The organism is Herpetosiphon giganteus (assembly GCF_016907925.1).
GTDB lineage: Bacteria > Chloroflexota > Chloroflexia > Chloroflexales > Herpetosiphonaceae > Herpetosiphon > Herpetosiphon giganteus.
Window position 1 is genome coordinate 63,212 of sequence record NZ_JAFBCZ010000014.1, and the last position, 15,256, is coordinate 78,467.

Genomic DNA, 15,256 nt, shown 5'->3' on the forward strand with positions numbered 1-15,256 from the left:
ATCCACGCAGGACTATTTTCGCCACAGATTTCTAGGATTGGGCTTTTGACTTCTGACTTTTGATTTTTGCCTTCATCCTTCCCCCTATGTTCTATGCTCTTTGTTCTATGTTCTACCAATATGGTATGATGGCGCAAATCTATAGCTGAGAGCCAGACCCGTTTCGGAGTGCAAGGAGGCATTTGCATGCTACGTGGCCTGATGATGGACTATCCGCTGACCGTTGATCGGTTGCTCGACCACGCTTATAAGCTCTACCCCCACAAACGTGTGACAACCAAGCAACCAGATGGCTCACTCCACCGCTATTCGTTCGCCGATTTATACCACCGCGTTAAACGCTTAGGGAATGTGATCCACAAACTTGGCATCAACCAAGGTGATCGAGTCGGTACGTTTGCATGGAACAACTACCAACATCTTGAACTCTACTATGCAATCCCTTGTGCTGGCGCTGTCTGCCATACGCTCAACATTCGGCTTTCGGCTGAGCAATTGGCCTATATCATCAATCACGCCGAAGATAAGGTGATTTTTGTTGATGCGACCTTGCTGCCGTTGTTCTCCAAGCTAGCCGATAACATTCCTGCGGTCGAAACCATTGTCTTGATCAATGGCCAACCTGGCATCGAACTCCCCTTCCCCAATGTTGTGCACTATGAAGATTTGATGGCTGCTGCTGAGGCAGAATTCGCTTGGCCAGTGACTGACGAACGCCAAGCAATGGGTTTGTGCTATACCAGCGGCACGACTGGCAATCCCAAAGGCGTGTTGTATAGCCATCGCTCGCTCTATTTGCATACGATGGGCGAAAATCAGGCAACCGCCTTGGCCTTTACCCCCGATGATATTGTGATGCCAGTTGTCCCTCAATTTCATGCCATGGCGTGGGGCTTGCCCTATTCGGCCATGTTTGCAGGCGCAGATTTGGTGATGCCTGGCTTGCACTTGAATCCAGTAGCCTTGGCCGATTTGATTGCTGACGAAAAAATTACCTTTCCTGCTGGCGTTCCCACGATCTGGACGGCGATGTATCAAGAAATGCGGGCTAGACCACGCGATTTTTCGCATGTGCGCTGTTTGGCTGTGGGCGGCGCGGCCATGCCACGCGGCTTAATCGAAGCCTACGAACGCGATTTTGGTGTGCCAGTGCTGCACGCGTGGGGCATGACCGAGCTTTCGCCTCTAGGCACAATTTCTAGTTTGCAACCGCAACATCGCAATTTGAGCAACCCCGAGCGCTGGGATTTACGCGCCAAACAAGGCTATCCAATTGGTGGAGTCGAGCTGCGCATCGTCAACGATGCAGGCGAGGAATTGCCGTGGGATGGTACAACAGTGGGTGAGTTGCAAGCGCGTGGCCCGTGGGTTACTGCTGGCTATTACAAAGTTGAGCCAACTGCCGAGCATTTTACCGCCGATGGCTGGTTTCGTACTGGCGACGTGGCCACAATCAACCACGAAGGCTATTTGGGCATTACCGACCGCACCAAAGATTTGGTCAAGAGCGGCGGCGAATGGATCTCGTCGGTCGAATTGGAAAATGCCTTGATGGGCCATGCCAAAGTGACCGAAGCGGCGGTGATCGCGATTCCCGATGAGCGTTGGAGCGAGCGCCCGCTGGCGTGTGTGGTCTTAACTAACGATGCTGGCGAGGTTGCGCCAAGCGAATTATTGGATTATCTTGAGCCGTTGGTTGCCAAATTCTGGCTGCCTGAGCGGGTTGTTTTTCTGAGCGAAATTCCTAAAACCAGCGTTGGTAAGTTTGATAAAAAAGTTTTGCGTGCCCGCTATGCCAATGGCGAACTGGGCTAAATAAAAACAGGGCGGATGTTACATCCGCCCTGTTTGATCTATGGCTTGGAGTTTAACAGACTGTTTCCCCAAAGCAGGCTTCAAGCAGGGTGCGAATTTGAGTTTGGTGTTGTTGCCACCAGCCGCGCCCGCCGAGCACTTCAACAACGGTTATCACTTCGTTAAGTTGGTAACATGTAGCCTCGATGCCATCAGAGCGCACGATCGAAATGCTTTGCTCATCAGCATTAGGCGAAATTTTGATTGTATATGTTTGGGTTTCAATCACCATGCTCATTTGTGTGCTACTACCCTTTCGTTTCTACTATTCACCAATAGCCTCGCTTGCTGGTTGGAAACGTTTTCTCCAGCAAGAAAACTATGGTTTCAGCCTACAATTTCAAGTTAACCAACTAATTTACCCAATTTGCTTTCGATGTAAGTAGAACGTTTGAAAACGCCGAACGTTCCTAGAAAAATTCCTTTTGGCTACCCTTTAACATTGCGCTAACAGTAGTTACTCGTTGGGCTAGGCTTAACGTTGACGCTTACCAGGATAAATCTCTGCCGCAGTTTTCCCACAATCGTGGGGCGCATCGACCACAGCCTCGCAGCGCGAACGTGCTTAGGCCATTGCTGGCAAAGGTGAGAGAATTTGAGCCTGCTTTGCCAACATACTGGAACGATTTGCCCCAAGCATAATGGTTATGTCGCCTGCGAACACTATCATCTAGGTTGGATTGGCCAGCAATTTAGGTTTAAATGCTGAGTGTTTTGGTCAATTGGGCCAGAATTTAGCCCAACAGTAAGCGCGATTAACCAAGCTGAGCTAGGTATTTGTCGGTGCTTCCTTGAGGGCTTCTGCTAAGCAAATATCGAGCCATGGCTATATATGTATAGTTGTAGGTTTAAGGATGAAAGTCAAAAATCAGAAGTCAAAAGGCAAAATAGAAGGATGAGGAATGAAACGTAACAGCTTTAACTTAAGGCAGCGGCGCAGAGGGATCATGGCTATAGGCTATGGGCTATCGGGCATTTGTTGGTAACGTCAAAAACCGATAGTCCATAGCCGCGTTTTCTTCGCGGTTTCAGGCTTCGTGCTCTTTGTGGATCAAATTTAACGCAGAGACGCAGAGGAATGAGTTTATGGGCTATCGGTTTTGGAACTAAATATCTTGGAACTACCAGAATCAATCATTCCGATAGCCAATAGCCCAAAGCCAATAGCCACTAGCTCTCTGTTCTATGCTCTGTTTATTGCCCCAAAATCAAGGCAAACATCAACGGAGCCACGATTGAGGCATCGGATTCAACGATAAACTTCGGTGTGGTTGGCTCCAGCTTGCCCCAGGTAATTTTTTCGTTGGGCACAGCGCCTGAGTACGAGCCATAGCTGGTGGTCGAATCGCTGATTTGGCAGAAGTAGCCCCAGACTGGCACATTGCCCATCTGCATATCTTGGTGCAACATTGGCACAACACAAATTGGGAAGTCACCAGCGATACCGCCGCCAATTTGATAGAAGCCAATTGAATGGGTTTTGCTGGTTTCGATATACCAGTCGGCCAAATATGTCATGTATTCGATGCCCGTGCGCACGGTGTGCACATTTTTGACTTCGCCTTGCATAACGTGAGCTGCAAACATATTCCCAGTCGTTGAATCTTCCCAGCCTGGCACGATGATTGGCAGGTTTTTCTCCATCGCGGCGTACATCCACGAATCTTTGATGTCGATTTGGAAGAATTCTTCCAACACACCTTTGCGCAAGATCCGATATAAAAACTCGTGGGGGAAATAGCGCTCGCCAGCGGCATCGGCTGCTGTCCATTCATCGACCAAGGCCCGCTCCAAGCGGCGCATGGCTTCTTCTTCTGGAATACAGGTGTCGGTGACGCGATTCATGTGGCGGGCCAAGAGTTCTGCTTCATCATCGGGGGTTAAATCGCGATAATGTGGCACGCGTTCGTAGTAATCGTGGGCCACCAAGTTAAACAAATCTTCTTCGAGATTGGCTCCGGTACACGAAATAATCTGCACTTTATCTTGGCGAATCATTTTGGCCAACGAGAGACCCAATTCGGCGGTGCTCATCGCGCCTGCAAGCGTAATCATCATTTTGCCATTATTGGCAAGGTGCTGCACATAGGCATCGCTGGCATCGATTAAGGCTGCCGCATTGAAGTGGCGAAAGTTATGGCGCAAAAAATCGCTGATAGGAGTTGTGCTCACAAGCTACCTCTTTATTGATAATGCAAAGATTAAGGCGCTAGATTGGGCTAGCGCCGCCGTCTATTGTACCGCAGGCTGCCCCGATTATTGCGCTAAAACGAGGGCAATCCGTTTGCGTTCTTGGTCAATCGATTGAATACTAACATCCACAATATCGCCAACGCTCAAACTCAGGCCACGAGGAATTTGCGAACGGTGCAATAAGCCATCGTGTTTGACCCCCAAATCGATGAATGCACCCCAATCGACGACATTGCGCACGGTGCCTTTGAGCTGCATGCCTGGCTGCAAATCTTCAAAAGCTAGCACATCGCTGCGCAAAATCGGTGCTGGTACATCCTCGCGTGGGTCACGGCCTGGGCGCAAAAGTTGGTCGATAATATCGCTCAAGGTTGGCACGCCGGTGCCTAATTCTGCTGCAAGGCCATGCAATGGCTGGTTTTTCAGATCTTCCAAGCGTTTGATGCGTTCGTTGCGGCCTGTTTTGGCATTGATATTGAGCTTGGCTAGCAAATTTCGTGCTACAGCATAGCTTTCTGGGTGAATGGCGCTGGCATCCAAGGCCTCATCGCCATCGCGAATGCGCAAGAAGCCTGCTGCTTGTTCAAAGGCTTTTGGCCCAAGGCCTTTGACCTTTTTGAGTGCGACGCGCGAACGAAAAGGCCCATGTTCCTCGCGATGGCTGACAATTTGGGCCGAAAGTTTGGGGCCAATCCCCGCAACGTAGCGCAAGAGCGCAGGCGAGGCGGTGTTGACATCAACGCCAACATTATTAACCGCGCTTTCAACCACGCCATCGAGAGCATTGCCCAGCGCAGTTTGATCAACATCGTGTTGATACATGCCCACGCCAATTGCTTTTGGCTCGATTTTGACCAACTCTGCAAGCGGGTCTTGCACGCGACGGGCAATCGAAACTGCGCCGCGCAAACTTACATCGAGATCGGGCAATTCGTTGCGAGCAAGTGTGCTGGCGCTATAGACGCTGGCTCCTGCTTCGCTGACAATCAAATATTTGAGGCCAGCATTTTGGCGAATTACATCGGCAACCAATTGCTCGGTTTCGCGCGAGGCTGTGCCATTGCCAATGGCAATTAAACTTACAGCATAGCGTTTGATCAAGCCCTGTAATTCTTGAAAGGCTCGTTCGCGAGCTGCCGCGCCACTGTGGGGATAAATTGTCGCAGTGGTGAGCACATTGCCAGTTTGGCCAATAATCGCCACTTTGCAGCCAGTGCGAAAGCCCGGGTCAAGCCCAAGCACGACGTTATTGGCAATTGGCGCTTGCAACAGCAACGAATGCACGTTTTTGGCAAAAACGGTGATCGCATGGCTTTCTGCTTGTTCGGTCAAGGCGCGGCGCACATCGCGTTCGATTGCTGGCAGCAGCAAGCGCTCAGCACCATCGTGAACCGCCAAACGCAGCTGTTCAGACCATTGTGAGCGTTGATCGAGCGGAAAATATTTGGCGGCAACATCGGCCCAATCGCGTTCGCTGACCTGAATTTTGAAGCGCAAAATATGTTCGGCCTCGCCGCGATTGAGCGCCAGCACTTGGTAGGGCTTGAGCCGATTGGCGATGGCCTCAAATTGGTAATAGGTCTGGTAAACGCCTTTGCTATCGTCGGCATCGGCGATCAACTCGCTGCGGGCAACGCCCCAACGCAAGGCTCGTTCGCGGGTTTGGCGGCGCACTTCTGGATGCTCGCTCAGCTGCTCGGCCACAATATCGCGCGCTCCGGCCAAGGCATCTTCAACGCTCGCAACGTGGTCGTTGAGAAACTGGCGGGCAGTGGCCTCGATTGCGTCGTTGGGCTGCATCTGGATAATCTCGGCCAAGCCTTCGAGGCCACGTTCGCGGGCGATGCTGGCGCGGGTGCGGCGTTTGGGCTTGAAGGGTGCATACAAATCTTCGAGCGTCGTTTTATCGCTGGCTGCGGCCAAGGCTTGGGCCAGCGCATCAGTCAAGGTGCCTTGTTCGCGCAGGGTATTCAAAATCGCCTCGCGACGTTCATCAAGCTCGCGCAAGCGGGCAATTTGGCTTTGGATGCTGCGCAATTGTTCTTCATCCAAGCCGCCAGTTTGCTCCTTGCGGTAGCGAGCGACAAACGGCAAGGTATTGCCTGCATCAAACAGTTGAATTGCGGCAGTAACTTGGTCGGCACGCACCGTCAAGCTTTTGGCAATTAAATGAGCATAATCCATACAAGTTCCCAATCTAGCTAAACCAATAGCTTCATTTTAACATAGCAGGTTTGATCGACACGGGGGAAGTGGTATGAGGGATAAGGGTTCAGGGTCTAGGGAGACGGAAACCACGAAGAGTTTTTAACCACGAAGGACACGAAGCGCACGAAGGGGGATGAGGCTATGGGGTATGGCTATCGGCTATCGGAATTTTATTTTTCCTCCCTCATACTTCATCCTTTGGTTCTCTGCGCCGCTTCGTTAACATTTCGATCCACGAAGAGCACGAAGAACATGAAGTATAGATTTATTGTGCTATTTGGCGGTAATTCATAGGTATCTTCAACCCTAGTCCTTGGCCCCTGACCCCTACTAATCCTACTCAGGATTGAGTTGAGGGCGCGTAAATGGATTACTCAATGCTTCGCCCCAAGTAGCGCTGAGCGGCTGGCCTTCGATTGTGATCAAGACCTGTTGAACGCTGCTGAACGAGGTTAATGCCAATACCAAAGCATCAACGGCTGCGCGGGGATTGCTGGTTTGGGTGAATTCAGCGCTGAGATCGAGCTGGGCCACGCCATCGACAATCACCAAACGCCGAACTTGGCTTGTGCTAGGAATTGCACTGCTGACCACATTACTATAGCGGCCAGCACCGCGAATAAGCTCATCGACAGTGGCGCGGGCCTCGGTTTTGGTGCTTGGCACGAGGCGCATCACACGCACCCAACGGCCAGTGCTGGCTTGGAAATACAACGGTAAGAACGAAGTTGTGTTAAACTGGCCATTTAAACCCTGCGGATTATCGGGGTTGACGTTGGGTCGGTAACGCAAGCCCCCAAGATTCTGGCCTTGGACTTGAAGCTGCACTTGGCTAACGTCTGGTTGTTCAGTCAAGGCCAAAACGATCGAACGCAAGCCCAAATCTTCCACACCTGAATTGCCAAACGTCGGGATACGGTTAAAATTAGCCGTAGCGATGCCACTGTTGAGCCGTAGCCCAAGCAATTGGGTATCGCTGGGCAACAAACTGCGTAAATCGCTGCGTGCTCCAGCAATCAACTCGTGGATCGCAGCAGTGCGTGGCTGGCGCGTCGTTGCAATTTGGCGCGACACCGGCACTAACACTTGACCACTGCTATCTGCATAAAACAGCGTCACTTGATTGACCTCACGGCCACCAGTTTCCTCGGTTGGCGGGGCAGTTGGTTCTGGCAGCGGTTCGGTGGTTGGCTCGATTGTTGGTTCAACCGTTGGTTGTACGGTTGGCTCGACCGTTGGTTGTACGGTTGGCTCGATTGTTGGTTCCACGGTTGGTACAGCGGTTGCAATTGGCGATAACGTTGGCTCGAACGTCGGCAGATCGGTGGCAAACGGAATGCTAGGAGTTGGACTAGCAACAATCACATCTTCAGTTGGCGGTACAATAACAAATGTAGGCGATGCAAGAATCACCTGAGTGGTTGCAGAAGCCGATGGCGTAGCAGAGACCGAGGGAGTGGCGGTAGTGGTTAGAGCGATGGCTTCGGCTGTTTGAGTTTGACGAACCGCTGCTGTGGCAAAGGCATTTGGCGATGGTGAAACGGTTAATGTTGGACCAGCGTTGGTTGGTTGCACGACCAACGATGTGGTGCTCGGTGTCGTAGGGCTGGAGTTGTTGCTAAATAACACAACCCCGCTAATGGCATAGGCCACAATAATTAAGCAGAGCAAGCCAACTAAGGTGGCATAAATGCGGCGATCGCGGGTAGATAAGCCAGCGAGCCAACCGCGCCAACCACCAACCCCAACCGGCGTAGGCGGGCTAACCGCCTGCTCAATCGGCAGATCTTCACCAGTATATAATGGGCAACGCACATGGTTGCTACTTAAACAAAACGCGGCTTGGGGCACTGGAATATCGTGGGCCTCACCAGTTATGTAGCAGCGGTGCTCCGACGTAGGACTCGCGAAACGAATCGCACGATTTTGTTTAAGGCCCACATATGGGCAGTGATGCACTGGTTCCACGACGTTCCTCGTTCAAGCTCAAAAGGCTTCTGACCGCCATTATACTCTACCAACCCTTGCCACAGAAACAGCGCTTGATTGCAGAAAGGTAACACATGCGGGTTCTGGTTCTTGCTGATATTCATGCTAACTTAGCCGCACTGGAAGCTGTTCTTGGAGCAGCAGGCGAGGTCGATTCGGTTTGGTGTTTGGGTGATACGGTTGGTTATGGGCCTCAACCAAATGAATGTGTTGCGCTCATGCGTGAACGCCAGCAAGCGATGTTGGTCGGGAATCACGACCTTGGTTGCCTTGGCTCAATTTCGCTGAACAATTTTAATCGTGATGCTCGGATTGCCAACGAATGGAATGGGTCGCAATTAACCGAGGACAATCGCGAGTTTTTGCTTAGCCTTAGCCCCATGCAGCAGGTGAACGATACGGTTACGTTGGCGCATGGCAGCCCACGCGACCCAGTTTGGGAATATTTACTTGATACGGTGGGGGCAACCTATTCGTTTGATCATTTTAGCACACCTATTTGCTTTGTTGGCCATACGCATCAGCCAGTTATTTTTACTGCCGATATGCTTGGCGACCATTGTACCGCCACGATTCCCACCGATAACTTGGTGCTGAAGCTGCAACCAGATAAGCGCTATATCATCAATGCTGGGGGCGTAGGCCAACCCCGCGATGGCGATGCCCGCTCTGGCTGGGCGATTTACGACGATGAGCAACAAACGGTCACGTTCCATCGCACAACTTACAATATTCGGCGCACCCAAACCTTGATGCTTGAACATGGCTTGCCCAATATTTTGGCTGCCCGTTTGAGCTTTGGGATGTAGCTATCGGCCCACGCCAGGCAAAAAGATGTTGGTAATTGGTGTCCAGCTGCGAGTTTCAGCGAGCGCATTCGTGCCATTCCACCCACCAATGCTATAAATATCCCGAGCATTTGAAAGCACGAGGTGTTCGCTGAGGGCATGGCCTGTGCGTAAATCGGTTGTCGTCCACAGGTTGTTTTGCAAAACCAGCACCGGCTGATCGCCTTCCGCGCCACCAACCAGATAGATTTGATTGGTAATATACACTGCGCCAGCGTCAATCCGTGGAGCTGGCAAATCGGCCAAGGCTTGCCACTCACCAGTTTGCAAACGCCAGGTTTTGAGGTTTGGGCCAGTGGTGGTTTGGCCACCGATCAGGACCACATCGCTGCCGTTTTGGGCAAGCGCCGCATCGCGTAATGGCAATGGGATGGGTGTGCCTTGGCTCCAGTTTTTGCTGTCGGGGCTATAAATAAACGTGGTGTTGGCAATCACGCTTTCGCTTTCGCCGCCAAACACATACACTTTGCCATCAATTGCTGCAACCATGGCATTGGCGCGTGCTTCAGGCATGGCTGGCCCACTTTGCCAGCGATTTTGTGCCAGATCAAAAATCTCAAAGCTCTTGCTTGCATTGCCGTTTTTATCGCGACCCCCAGCCACATAAATTTGGCCGGCAATCTGCACTGCGCCGCTGGCTACGACTGCGGTTGGCTTGGGCGCAAGCTCGCGCCATGCTCCGGTCGCAAGGTTGAGTTGCCAAGTTTGCGCTACCACGCCCGTCTCGGTATTGCCGCCAATCACAATCAAGCTATCGGCCAAAAAGACCCCGGTATGTTGATAGGTTGGTTGGGGCAAGGCAGTTAATGGTTGCCATACATTACTCACAACGGTGGTTGGCGCAGGTTGGGTTGTGGGCGTGATGTTGTTGCGCACAACAAACCAGCCAATCGCCATTACCGCTACAATCAGCCCACCCAACACGCCCAAAATCGCCAACGCATAGCCGCGCGGAATCGTAATTTGATTGGTTGGTTGGGTCAGCACAGGGGTAATGGGATCGGGCGTTGGCGTTATTGTTGGTTGCACAATCGTGGTCGCTTGAACTGGTTCGGGTGGGGTTGGCTCGCTGCTTGGGGGCGTAACAATCGGTTCTGGCTCAGTTGGCACAATTTCTGGCTCTGGCGCGAGGGTTGGGTTAACTGCAACCTCAATTAAGCCCCGACGTACTGCTTCGAGCGTTGCCTCTGTTCGCGATAACACCCCTAACTTAGCATAGATATTGCGGATATGTACTTTAACCGTGTTGGGGCTGATGACGAGCGTATTGGCGATTTCGTTATTGCTTGCCCCCAGCGCTAGCTGTTGCAAGACTTCAATTTCACGCTCGCTAAGTGGTGATTGTTCAGACATATTCCTCAATTCCTGAGCCAATTCTCGATCGCTTGCATGGTAGCTGAACGCAGAAGCAAAGTCAAAGGGTTAATCAACAATCAGGGGTAGGAATCAGGATTTGATTCCTACCCCTGATCGCTCTCTTAACGCTGTTTATTTGGCTGGCTGTTCGCTCGAATCAGCTGCTTGATCAGCATCGTCGTCGCTCTCAGGCTGATCAGTGTCGCTATCATCATTGCTGTCATCAAAATCGTCAGCGTCGTCAGCGTCGTCATTATCACTGTCGTCGAAATCGTCATCATCATCGTCGTCGTCATCCTTGCCCAAACCCAACGATTGTTTGGTCATTAACAAGGCTGCACGGCCACGCAACATCAAATCGTCAAATTTCGATGGCTCTTTTTCCTCGCGTGGCAACACCGAGATAAAATGATTGAACAAGTGGCTATTTTCGCGCACAAACTGGTTCAAATCTGCATCAGGATTGCGCAATTGCCAATCTTCCAAGCTGACGGCCAAGAACTCGTGTAGTTTTTCCACGGTGTCGGGAGTGGTTTGGGCCGCAGCGCCAGCAATGTAGTATTCATCGCCAACTGGCACAAGGTGGGCGAAAATCAATTCGTTTTCTTCTAAGCGTTTGGCGGCGGCATGGTCGCGCAGGGTGAAGGTTTCTTTGGTTAAAACCTCTTCAATCAACGCACCTTTGCCCTTAATAATTTCGACGATTAGGTATGGTCGCAAGCGAATGCCCGACCACGTTGGCAGCAGATTAAGTTCATGCTCGTCAAGCTCAAGCTCTGCTGGCGGATTGGCAGCGATGCGTTCGACCAAGGTTGAGCCGTCGTCGCCACTTTGGGCATCGAAGGCGAGCCAAGTCAAGAAGCGCTCTGAGCCGCGATCTTCCTTCTCGTCAAGGTCGATCATATCGGCGGCAGTGTAGCGGCCACCCCAATATTGCTCAAACAAAGCAGGGGTTTTGGGCGCTAAATCGTCGTTTTGGCTGGCATCGATCAATTTGGGAAACAAGCGATCTTGGGCACGGCGCAATAAGCGCAACTGGTCTTCTTGTGCTCGATCAGCTGCTTCATGACATTGTTTATATTTTTTGCCACTGCCACATGGGCATGGATCGTTGCGGCCTACTTTTGCCATGGAACTACTCCTAGATTATGCTGCTGAGGGCATGCTAAAGATAAAAGTACTGCCTTTGCCAGGCGTGCTATCGACCCAAATGCGGCCACCATGGGCCTCGATCACCTGCTTGCAATAGGCCAAGCCAACCCCGCCGATGCGTTGCTCGCCAACCTGTTTGCTGAAGCGGTCGAAAATGCGGCCCGCCAGCTCGACCGGAATACTTGGGCCTTGGTCGGCGATCCGCACTTGGGCATTGCCGCCAGTGTTGCTGACCTGCACCCGCACCGTGCTATAGGCTGGGCTGCGGCGCAAGGCATTATCCAACAGATGGCTCATCACGCGGCGCATCTTATCGGCATCAAACGCCAGCCCACCACTATCAGCGCCATATTCCAACACAAGGTTGATTGCACGTTGTTGGGCTTGGGGCGTGGCTTGAGCAATGCTGCCTTCGATGAGTGGCCGCAGAGGGTTGGCCAAACGGTGCAAGCTGTTGGCATCGCCATGCAAACGGCTCATTTCCATCAAGGTATTGGTCAATTCGACCAAGCGCGAGGTTGTGCGGCGGGCGGTTGATAGCACCCGCTCGTTGCCATCGCCCAAATCGCCAGCCAACAAGGTATCTTGGGCCGCTAACACTGAATTGAGCGGATCATGCATATCTTGCACCAAGAAATCGAGCAATTGCGAGCGCATTTCCTCAACTTCCAATTCGGTGGTTTTATCGTGAAACACCCCAACATAACCCAAAACGCTGCCAGCGCTACTGCGAATTGGCACTTGATTCAGGCCAATGACGGGCTTGCGCGTACCTTGTTGTTGCTCAAAAACCACTCGTTGGCGTTCGCCTTCGCGCTCGTTGCTGATCACGCGCAGGCGGCCTGTGTTTTCTTGGCTCCATTGGTTGAGCGCTTGGCCTTCAAGCGTGCCGCCAAAGGTTTCATTCAACAACTGGCGGGCAGCAGCATTGGCCTGGACGATTACGCCATTGCTATCGGCCAAAACCACGCCATCGCTCGCTGCGCCAAGCACCGCCGCCAGCCGATCGCGCTCTTGCACCAATAATTGGGCGGCGCGTTCGACCCGCTCTTGTTCTTCGCCAAGCTGCTTGTTGAGCTGGGTCGTCGATTCGTGGCCAACGGTTTGCTGGCGGTCAAAGGCGCGCAAGGCTGCGCTACATACCAAACCAAAAACGCTGATCACCAACACAAAGGCGCTCAGCACGCCCCATTGAATTAATTGGTTGCTGCTTGGCTCGGCAGCGGCGAAATAGGCTGCGGCCCACAAACTAGCTAAACTAACAACCGTAACAATAGCAGTGTGCAAGGGGCGCAAGGTCAAAGCTGCACACAACACCGGCAAGGCCGCGCTGATAATCGCCAATTCACGCTGGTCGGGAAAGACCATAGTCGCGCCGAGGGCAATACTTAGTGTGCCAATGACCAAAGCCCAACCGCTCAAGGGCAAGCGTCGACGCAGGCCAGCAATCAAGCCAACCAAGGCGGCGAGTGCGCCAATCCCGCCAGCAATTGCGCCAATGAGCATGGGTTGCGAACCAAAATTAAGCCCACTCCACGCTGCAAGCCCTGCGCCAAGCGCCAAGACAACCAAGGCAATTGGCAATAACAACCGACTTAAGGGCGAACGTGGGCTGGGTATGGCAGCCATTTGGCTAGGCTGCTCGGCAATTGCGACGCTTTCAGTCATGAGCCAATCCTCAATCCATCTAAGCTAGGGCTGCCCAATTATACTACGGTGTGACGTTATAGCTGTAATCGGCTGCTTCGGTTGTGCCTTGCGTCGTTGCATTGAGCACCAAAACCGCGCGCTGATTGGCCGGAATGACCCAGCGTGCCTTGCCATTATCAGTTGGAATTGACATAATTTTGATTGCCCCAGTTTGATCATAGAGCACCGCCGTGAGCATCCAGCGTTGAGCTAGTTGATTGTGTACCGGCACAAAACCAGCGCCCTGCCATTCTGGGGTTAGGCCAGCGATTGTCAGATCGCTCAAGGCCAAACCAGGAGCATTATAGGCTTCATCGTTGATAACCCAAAAGCGCAGTTGAATGTTTTGGCCTGCCCACGGCGTGAGATCGACGCTTTCTGCTTGCCAACTGGTTTGTTGGCCTGTCCAGCCAGCGCCAATATTTAAGCCAACCGGATTAGCGCCAGTGCTGGCTGAGGTGGCGATTGCCTGCCAGGTTTGGCCTTGGTCAAGCGAGACGCTGAGATAGGCATAATCGTAATCTTGCTCTAAATCAAACCAGCGTTGATAGCTTAATGTGCTGCCCGTGCTTGGCACCTGAATTGCCGTGGTTAATGTACTGACGCGGGCATCGCCACGGCCACTCCACCATGTGGCGCTATTTGTCACATCAGCAGCGAAAATAGGTACAGTGTTATTGCCCTGCCATTCAACTGTTCGTTCGAAGGCTGCTGGCTCAAAGGCCAAATAATCGCTGCCAAATTGCTGAATGCTGAGGTTTTGTTTGCTACTTTGGGCTGGTTCTGGCATCACAGCACGGGGCAGATCGTAGCCATAACGGCCATCAGCCAAACTGTCATCATTAACCAAATTGGCCACCGCCCAAGCAGCAAACACATGGTCAAAGCTGCTCATATCGGGGTAGCGGGTGGCCATCAGGCTGGTAATGCTGGTTAAATTATCGCCAGCATCGGCTGCGGCCAAGGTTCCCATCGGCAAGCCAGCCAGCTGCTGATCAAGGTAGCTCAGAAAAAGCTGGGCCGCGCCATAGTGCTTGAGCGCAGTGCCCGGGCTGCTGGCCCATGCATTCAGTTGGGTATCGGGCGAGGCCAGAAAATCGAGCGCCAAGCTATCGTTGCCATAGCCTGAGCGCTGTTCGCTGAGCATCGAAGCGCCTTCGTTGATCCATGTTGCTGGGTGGCTCAGCACATTGCGTTGCAATAAATGCTGCATCTCGTGGATCACGGTAGCAACATAACTCGGATCATTTGGTGGCGTGGCCGCAGCGTTAATCACCACCATCTCACGTTCATTCGAAAAGGGATTGATCGCTTGGGACAGTTCATTATCGCTGGCATAGTAGCCGCCAGCTCCGCTAATATTGGTATTGAGCACGGTTACGGGCACTTTGGGCCAAGCCTGTTGCGGATACCATTTGGCAAGCAGCGGCCAGCCAACTTGCTCAAATTGCTGGGCAGCATTGCTCAGCGCTGCTTGGTCAACTGGCAAATCATCAGCCACATAGATTAACAAGTGGGTTGTGCTGAGTTGAAGGGTGGCACTGATATTGCGCTGTTGATTGCTCGTCAAGTCGGTAACCCAAAAGCTGCGTTGCTCGTATGGAGGTGGCATTTTGGGCAGCACGGCTGGTGATTTGGCCTCAATCAAGCGCCAATCAACTGCCAATTGAGCCAAATCGCGCTCAAGCCCTTGTTGGTTGGCTTGTTCCACGGCTGCTTCATCAGCAATTATTGGAAGGGTTGTGGCGACAACGTGCGTCGGATTGAGTGACTGAGTTGGCGTTAATGAGCTTGTAGTTGGTGGTTGGGTGGGCTTTGCAGGGGTGGTTGTGCTACAACCGGCCAACATCAAAAGCAAAAGGCAGATTTGCCAGCAACGCATACCATTGATCCTTATCGCAATTTTGCTATCAGGATAGCACAGAACTTCGGTAGACATGGCATGGTTTGCCATCTATAATCGCAGT

10 protein-coding genes are annotated in these 15,256 nt (G+C 52.2%); 2 read left to right on the top strand and 8 right to left on the bottom strand.

The genetic code is table 11. The annotated features are described in order from the left end of the window. Nucleotides 1-186: 186 nt before the first annotated feature. Nucleotides 187-1,815 (top strand): long-chain fatty acid--CoA ligase, encoded by a 1,629-nt coding sequence (locus JOD20_RS14090; RefSeq protein WP_204755874.1) that lies wholly within the window; start codon nucleotides 187-189, stop codon nucleotides 1,813-1,815. A 52-nt stretch (nucleotides 1,816-1,867) separates the two neighbouring features. Here the strand turns inward: JOD20_RS14090 and JOD20_RS14095 are convergent, their stop codons facing one another. The 4 genes from JOD20_RS14095 to JOD20_RS14110 all read right to left on the bottom strand — a co-directional run bounded on the left by JOD20_RS14095 (nucleotide 1,868) and on the right by JOD20_RS14110 (nucleotide 8,070). Continuing rightward, entirely contained in the window at nucleotides 1,868-2,092 is a 225-nt protein-coding gene (locus tag JOD20_RS14095; RefSeq protein ID WP_204755875.1) for a hypothetical protein, read from the bottom strand. A 956-nt stretch (nucleotides 2,093-3,048) separates the two neighbouring features. Further along, a complete protein-coding gene (locus JOD20_RS14100; RefSeq protein ID WP_204755876.1) occupies nucleotides 3,049-4,026 on the bottom strand; it encodes a deoxyhypusine synthase family protein in 978 nt (325 codons plus the stop codon). Nucleotides 4,027-4,110: 84 nt separating this feature from the next. Beyond that, nucleotides 4,111-6,231 carry a Tex family protein gene (locus tag JOD20_RS14105; RefSeq protein WP_204755877.1) on the bottom strand — a complete coding sequence of 707 codons (2,121 nt, stop codon included), beginning with the start codon at nucleotides 6,229-6,231 and terminating at the stop codon, nucleotides 4,111-4,113. A gap of 360 nt (nucleotides 6,232-6,591) precedes the next feature. Then, nucleotides 6,592-8,070 carry a GerMN domain-containing protein gene (locus JOD20_RS14110; RefSeq protein WP_204755878.1) on the bottom strand — a complete coding sequence of 493 codons (1,479 nt, stop codon included), beginning with the start codon at nucleotides 8,068-8,070 and terminating at the stop codon, nucleotides 6,592-6,594. A gap of 248 nt (nucleotides 8,071-8,318) precedes the next feature. Between JOD20_RS14110 and JOD20_RS14115 the strand changes: the two genes are divergently transcribed. Beyond that, the gene (locus JOD20_RS14115) at nucleotides 8,319-9,053 is read left to right on the top strand and encodes a metallophosphoesterase family protein (RefSeq protein ID WP_204755879.1); all 735 of its coding nucleotides are present in this window, start codon (nucleotides 8,319-8,321) and stop codon (nucleotides 9,051-9,053) included. Here JOD20_RS14115 and JOD20_RS14120 read toward each other — a convergent pair whose 3' ends face one another. From JOD20_RS14120 to JOD20_RS14135, 4 genes are all read right to left on the bottom strand, one after another. Then, nucleotides 9,054-10,445, bottom strand: coding sequence for a Kelch repeat-containing protein (locus tag JOD20_RS14120; protein WP_204755880.1), 1,392 nt, complete (start codon nucleotides 10,443-10,445; stop codon nucleotides 9,054-9,056). It abuts the gene before it with no gap. Nucleotides 10,446-10,580: 135 nt separating this feature from the next. Beyond that, nucleotides 10,581-11,579 carry a YecA family protein gene (locus JOD20_RS14125; protein ID WP_204755881.1) on the bottom strand — a complete coding sequence of 333 codons (999 nt, stop codon included), beginning with the start codon at nucleotides 11,577-11,579 and terminating at the stop codon, nucleotides 10,581-10,583. Between the two features lie 15 nt (nucleotides 11,580-11,594). Beyond that, on the bottom strand, nucleotides 11,595-13,268 hold the full coding sequence (locus JOD20_RS14130; RefSeq protein WP_204755882.1) for a sensor histidine kinase: 1,674 nt from the start codon (nucleotides 13,266-13,268) through the stop codon (nucleotides 11,595-11,597). A 43-nt stretch (nucleotides 13,269-13,311) separates the two neighbouring features. Continuing rightward, the gene (locus JOD20_RS14135) at nucleotides 13,312-15,171 is read right to left on the bottom strand and encodes an immune inhibitor A domain-containing protein (RefSeq protein ID WP_204755883.1); all 1,860 of its coding nucleotides are present in this window, start codon (nucleotides 15,169-15,171) and stop codon (nucleotides 13,312-13,314) included. Nucleotides 15,172-15,256: the final 85 nt, after the last annotated feature.

Bases quoted from the DNA above. Each gene is read 5' to 3' on its own strand.
- JOD20_RS14090 (WP_204755874.1), top strand. From the start codon at position 187: ATGCTACGTGGCCTGATGATGGACTATCCGCTGACCGTTGATCGGTTG.
- JOD20_RS14095 (WP_204755875.1), bottom strand. From the start codon at position 2,092: ATGAGCATGGTGATTGAAACCCAAACATATACAATCAAAATTTCGCCT.
- JOD20_RS14105 (WP_204755877.1), bottom strand. From the start codon at position 6,231: ATGGATTATGCTCATTTAATTGCCAAAAGCTTGACGGTGCGTGCCGAC.
- JOD20_RS14115 (WP_204755879.1), top strand. From the start codon at position 8,319: ATGCGGGTTCTGGTTCTTGCTGATATTCATGCTAACTTAGCCGCACTG.
- JOD20_RS14120 (WP_204755880.1), bottom strand. From the start codon at position 10,445: ATGTCTGAACAATCACCACTTAGCGAGCGTGAAATTGAAGTCTTGCAA.
- JOD20_RS14125 (WP_204755881.1), bottom strand. From the start codon at position 11,579: ATGGCAAAAGTAGGCCGCAACGATCCATGCCCATGTGGCAGTGGCAAA.
- JOD20_RS14130 (WP_204755882.1), bottom strand. From the start codon at position 13,268: ATGACTGAAAGCGTCGCAATTGCCGAGCAGCCTAGCCAAATGGCTGCC.
- JOD20_RS14135 (WP_204755883.1), bottom strand. From the start codon at position 15,171: ATGCGTTGCTGGCAAATCTGCCTTTTGCTTTTGATGTTGGCCGGTTGT.